Annotated in this window: 6 protein-coding genes; all 6 read left to right on the forward strand. The window is 69.9% G+C overall.

The features are described from left to right. Nucleotides 1–132: 132 nt before the first annotated feature. Entirely contained in the window at nt 133–1,272 is a 1,140-nt protein-coding gene (locus tag ACV4UX_RS16700) for a PP2C family protein-serine/threonine phosphatase (protein WP_491594415.1), read from the forward strand. After that, nucleotides 1,273–1,710 (forward strand): ATP-binding protein, encoded by a 438-nt coding sequence (locus ACV4UX_RS16705; RefSeq protein WP_491594416.1) that lies wholly within the window; start codon nt 1,273–1,275, stop codon nt 1,708–1,710. A 22-nt stretch (nt 1,711–1,732) separates the two neighbouring features. After that, nucleotides 1,733–2,011: an STAS domain-containing protein gene (locus tag ACV4UX_RS16710; RefSeq protein WP_491594417.1), complete on the forward strand. Its 279-nt coding sequence runs from the start codon at nt 1,733–1,735 to the stop codon at nt 2,009–2,011. Nucleotides 2,012–2,019: 8 nt separating this feature from the next. Further along, a complete protein-coding gene (locus ACV4UX_RS16715; RefSeq protein ID WP_491594418.1) occupies nt 2,020–3,156 on the forward strand; it encodes an Hpt domain-containing protein in 1,137 nt (378 codons plus the stop codon). Next, nucleotides 3,153–5,123 (forward strand): chemotaxis protein CheA, encoded by a 1,971-nt coding sequence (locus ACV4UX_RS16720; protein WP_491594419.1) that lies wholly within the window; start codon nt 3,153–3,155, stop codon nt 5,121–5,123. The genes ACV4UX_RS16715 and ACV4UX_RS16720 overlap by 4 nt, the downstream gene beginning before the upstream one ends. Nucleotides 5,124–5,142: 19 nt before the next feature. Continuing rightward, on the forward strand, nt 5,143–5,814 hold a 672-nt coding region (locus ACV4UX_RS16725; RefSeq protein ID WP_491594420.1), incomplete at its 3' end, for a PAS domain-containing protein.

A 5,814-nucleotide genomic window follows, 5' to 3' on the forward strand; every position in this document is an offset into this window, starting at 1 on the left:
CGTCAGGCAGAAGGGGGCTTTTACGGGCGCTCGCCCCAAACGTCAACGACTATTTCCAAGATCAAGCATATTTTCTGCGACCAAGGCCGATTACCCTTGAATTCTTTATCGAAATGGGACAACGTTCGCATCATGACGACCCTGCTGCACAACGCGGACCACCCCTCTGACGCTCCTTTGATCCTCGTGGTGGACGACGAGGCCGTGAACCGCAAGGTTCTCACCTGGGCGCTCTCGGAGGCCGGCTTCCGCACCCTTCCGGCCGCCAGCGGGCATGAGGCGCGCGCCCTTGCACTGGCCCAGAGGCCCGATCTGGTGATTCTGGACATCCTCATGCCCGGGGAAAACGGTTTCGACGTGTGCGAAAGCCTTCAGGGAAACCCCGCCACGCGCGACATCCCCGTCATCTTCCTCTCAGGGCTCACCGACACACCCGACAAGATCAAGGGCCTGGAACTGGGCGCCGTGGACTATGTGACCAAGCCCTTTTCCGGGGCCGAGGTTGTGGCGCGCGCGCGCATCCACCTGCGCCTGCGACAGGCCCGACAGGCGCTCATCGCCCAGCAGGCAGCCAGACTTTCAACCCTCCGCCAGGCCCAGCAGGCCATGCTCGTGAACCCGCGCGAACTCCCCGAGGCCTCCTTCGCAGTGCGCTTTCTCACCCACGACGCCGCCGGGGGCGACATCTACGACGTCTTCCGGCACAGCGACTCCATCTACGGCTACTTCCTGGCCGACGTGACCGGACACGACCTGGGCGCGAGCCTCATCACCCCTGCGCTCAAGAGCCTCATCCGCCAGAACGCCGGCCCTCTCTACGGTCCCGCCGAGACCTTCGCCACCATGAACGGCGTACTCCGACAGGTGCTGAGCGAAGGCCAGGTGGTCACCGCCAGCTATCTGGCCCTGAACCGCGCATCGGGCAGGGCCACCCTGGTGCGCGCCGGACATCCCGCGCCGGTGCTGGTGCGCAAGGGCGGCTGGGCCGAGTTTCTCGAACCCGAGGGCGACGTGCTGGGAGGCTTCGAGAGCGCGCACTTCGAAACCCTGGACCTGCGTTTGGGCCGGGGCGACCGCTTCCTGCTCTACTCGGATGGACTGGTGGAACGTCGCGGACGCACCCACGACCAGGCCCGGGAACTTCTGGCCCGCGCCTGCGAACAGGCCGCCGGGCTTCCCCTGGAAGAAGCCGCCGACCACGTCCTGTCCGCGCTCCTGCCGGAGGGCGAACCGACACACGACGATGTTGTCCTTTTGGTGGCCGAGGTGTAGATGAACAACGATCGACCCGATCCTGGCCCCGGGCCTTCGGAACGCGCGGCAGCGCTGCGTTTGAGCGTCCCGGCCAGTCTCGCGGCCATCGACCTGGCCGTGGAACAGGCCAGGCGGCGTCTCCAGGCCTGCGCCCCGGAGGCGGATCTCTTCCCGGCGCTCACGGCGCTGCGCGAGGCTCTGCTCAACGCCGTGGTGCACGGCTGTCGGCTGGACCCCGCCCTGGCCGTGGACCTGGAACTGACCGTGGAAGGAAACGAGGCCACCTTCCTGGTGACCGATCCCGGCCCCGGGTTCGACTGGCGGAAACGCCCGCCGTCCATGCCCCCGCCCGGATCCGCCAGCGGAAGGGGCCTCTGCATCATGAACCTCTACGCCCGGACCGTTCGCTACAACGAGGCCGGGAACGGACTGACCCTGCGCCTGGCCCTGGCCTGAGCGCGACGGCAAGGAGTATCCCATGGCGGCGACCGTACGCCCCGAAACGAATCTGGTGGCCTCCCAGGCCGACGCCCTCAAGAGTCGCTTCAAGGAAGCCTTGAGGGAATCCCCCGGGGAACTCACCCTGGACCTCTCCGGCGTGACCGCCGTCGACTCCGTCGGCCTGGGCGTGCTCATCGCCGCGCACAACACCCTGGCCAAGCAGGGCGGCGTGCTGCGGCTGGAGAACGTGCCCGGCGACATCCTCAAGCTCCTGCGGGCCATGCGTCTGGACCGCCACTTCCACGTCAACGCCTAGGGACGGCCATGGACTCCGACGACGACATCCTCGCCCTCTTCATCGAAGACGCCCAGGAACATCTCGTAGGCATCGAGGCCTCCCTCATGGACCTGGAGCAGGACGCGCAGAGCGATCCCGAGTTGGTGAACACCATCTTCCGAGCGGCCCATTCCATCAAGGGCGGCGCGGGGTTCCTGGGGCTTGAGAACGTGCGCGAGCTGGCGCACAAGCTCGAAAACATCCTGCACATGGTGCGCGCGGGCGAACTCACGCCCTCCAGCGCCCTGGTCTCCCCGCTGCTCAAGGGGTTCGACCTCCTGCGCGCGCTCATCCACCAAGGCCAGGCCGGAAACGAGCAGGACATCTCCGGCTCCATCGCCGAACTTTCGGAGCTGGTGGCGGAAGGGCTACCCCCCTCCCGTCAGGGCCACATGGACCAGCGCCTGAACATCCCCCTGCCCGGCGGGCAGGACGCCTTCGTCCTGGACCGGCTCACCCTGGAGCAGGCCCTGGAGGGCGGCCGCTACATCTACCTCGTGGAGTACGACCTCATCCACGACGTGCACGCCCGGGGCAAGACGCCCCTGGACATCTTCGCGGTCATGGAATCCAGCGGCCTGATCCTGGATTGCCGCACCGACCTGGCCGCCGTTGGCGACCTGGACGGCCCCGTGGGCAACGTGCTCCCCTTCTACCTGCTCTACGCCACCATCGTGGAGCCTGACGTGGTGGGCTACCTCTTCGCGCTGGACATCTCGCGCATCCGCGTGGTGGACCCGGCCCTGCTCGCACCCGCCGGTGCGGACGCGGCCCCGCCTCCGCAGGCCCTGCGTCTGGAACTGTCCGCCCTGCAGGGCGCGTCCGAACTGGAGGACCTGCGTCGGCGGCTTCTCGACTCCCTGGACGACGCCCCGGCCCTTGAACTGGACGCAGGCCGCGTGGACAAGCCGGGCGCGGCGCTGCTCCAGCTGCTGTGCGCCGCCCGGCGCTCCTTTGCCGCCAAGGGCAAGCCCCTGCGCCTGACGGGCCTGAGCCCCGAGGCGGCGACCCACTGCGCGCGGCTGGGCTTCGCGCCGGGAACACGCGCGGCCGCCGCCCTGCCCGAGTGCCACCTGCTCGGGCAGGGGGGAAACCTCCCGGGCCTGGGAGGGCTCAGCGCATGAACACCCTCGGTGCACTCTTCCAGGAAGAACAGCGGGAACACCTGGCCGAACTGGACGCAGCCCTGCTGGACCTGGACCGCGACCCCGCCGACAACGGTGTGGTGGACCGCATCTTCCGCGCCCTGCACTCCATCAAGGGCGCCTGCGACATGTTCGGCCTTGCGGGCTGCGTGGCCCTGCTCCACGACGTGGAGTCCCTGTGGGACCGCGTGCGCTGCGGCCAGTTGCCCGCTTCCCGCGAACTGGTGGACATCACCCTGCGCGTCAAGGACCATCTGGAACCCGTGGCCGAGAACGGACAGGACCTCCCGGCGGACCTGGAGCTTCTGGCAGGGCTGGAGGCCCTGGCCGCCCCTCCCGCCCCCGCCCGACCCGCGCCCCCCGCCGCGCAGGCGGCGGCCTGCGCCCAGTCCGCGCCGTCCTGCTCCCTGCGCATCCGCCTCGCGCCCTCGGACACCGGCCACTTCGCGCGCATGGACCCCGCCGTTCTCCTGGAAGAGCTGGCGGGCCTGGGCGAGCTTCACGTGGAGGCCGACACCTCCGGGGTGCCCCCCCTGGAGGACCTCTCCCCCATGGACTGCCGCCTTGCCTGGGACATGACCCTCCACACCGCCCGGGGCGTCGACAGCGCGCGCGACATCTTCCTGTTCCTGGAGAATCCCGGCGACGTCGTCGTGGAGGATGCCCCGGCGCCCTGCCCCGCCGCCCCCGGGGTGAGCCCCGGCCCGTCTGCGGGCCGCCCCGCGCAGGCGGCCGCCCCCCCGGCCGCCAACGGCAGGCCCAAACCGGTGCAGCAGGCCCAGAGCCTGCGCGTGGAAGCCGCCAAGCTCGACAACCTCGTGAACCTTGTGGGCGAGCTGGTCATCGCCCAGGCCCGCCTCAATCAGGTGGCCTCCGACGTGGGCCTGTCCCCGCTCACGGCCGTCACCGAGGAGATCGAGCGCCTTGTGGGCGAGCTGCGCGACAACACCCTCTCCATCCGCATGCTGCCCATCGGCACCACGTTCAGCCGCTTCCGCCGCCTCGTGCGCGACCTGTGCTCCGAACTGGGCAAGGACATCGCCCTGGAGGCCGAAGGCGGCGAGACCGAGCTGGACAAGACCGTCATCGAACAGCTGGGCGACCCCCTGGTGCACCTGCTGCGCAACTCCATCGACCACGGCATCGAGCCCCCCGAGGCGCGCGAGGCCGCCGGCAAGCCCCGCCAGGGGCGCATCGTGCTCTCGGCCAAGCAGGCGGGCGGGTCCGTGGTGATCCGCATCGCCGACGACGGCAAGGGGCTGGACCCCGCGCGCATCCGCGAAAAGGCCCTGGAGCGCGGCCTCATCGCCCCGGACGCCCGGCTCACCGACCAGGAGTGCTGCCAGCTCATCTTCGCCCCGGGCTTCTCCACGGCGGAGAAGGTCACCAACGTCTCGGGCCGGGGCGTCGGCATGGACGTGGTGAAGCGCTCCATCGAGGCCCTGCGCGGAGCCGTGGAGATCGACTCCGCGCCCGGGCGCGGCGCCGCCGTCACCATCACCCTGCCGCTCACCCTGGCCATCATCGACGGCCTCCAGGTTCGCGCCGCCGACGAGCACTACATCATCCCCCTCTCCATGGTGGAAGAATGCGTGGAGCTTGCCGACGGCCGCCAGTCGCGCGGGCGCACGCTGCACATCCGGGGCGAGATCGTGCCCTACGTTCGCCTGCGCGAGACGTTCCTCCTCCCGGGCCGGTCCCCAGGCCTCGAACAGGTGGTGATCACCCGCCACGAGAACGGCCGCACCGGCATCGCCGTGGACGAGGTGGTGGGCCAGCAGCAGACGGTGATCAAGAGCCTTGGGCGGCTCATCGGCCGCGTGGAGGGCATCTCCGGGGCCACCATCAACGGCGACGGCTCCATGGCCCTCATCCTTGACGTGCCCCAACTGGTGGCCAGCGTGCTCAAGGAGAGCGGGGCCAACCAGGAGACCTCGGCGGTCTGACCTCAGCCGGAGCGCCCCCATGCCCCAGGACATCCCCCCCAGCCCTGCCGCCCCGCACGGCGACGCGCCGGACGCCACCCTCCAGGGCCCTGCCTGCCTCCCGCCCGAGGAGGCCGGAGCCATGCTCCAGGCCATCCTCACCGGCATCCGCGCCGGGGCCGTCATCCTGGACCCCGCCAGCTTCACCGTCACGGAGCTCAACGGCGTGGCCGAGGAGCTCTTCGGCATCCGCCGCCAGGACGCGCTCGGACGCAACTACCGGGAGTTCTCCGCCCGCCTCACCCCCCTGGAGCAGCCGTCCCCCGGTCCGCAGACGCGCCAGCAGGGCGACATGGCCTTCGCCGGCGGGGAATTCCTGCTTGCCCGCCCGGGCGGAAAGGTCCTGCCCGTGTCGCGCACCATCCTGAACGCCTCCGTGGGCGGCAGACGCCGCCTCATCGACATCCTCTTCGACATCAGCGAAAAAAAGACCATGGAGCGCGAGCTCGGCCTGGCCCGCAAACTGGAGGCGATCGGCCAGCTGGCATCGGGCATCGCCCACGAAATCAACACCCCCGTCCAGTACGTGGGCGGCAACCTGAGCTTCCTCAACGACGCCTTCACCGACCTCTCCAGCTACCTGGCCCGCCTGGAGGCCCTGGGTGACGCCCTGCGCGACGGCCAGGACTGCGCCCGGCTCCTAGAAGAGGCC

The sequence above is a fragment of the Fundidesulfovibrio sp. genome (assembly GCF_058402725.1).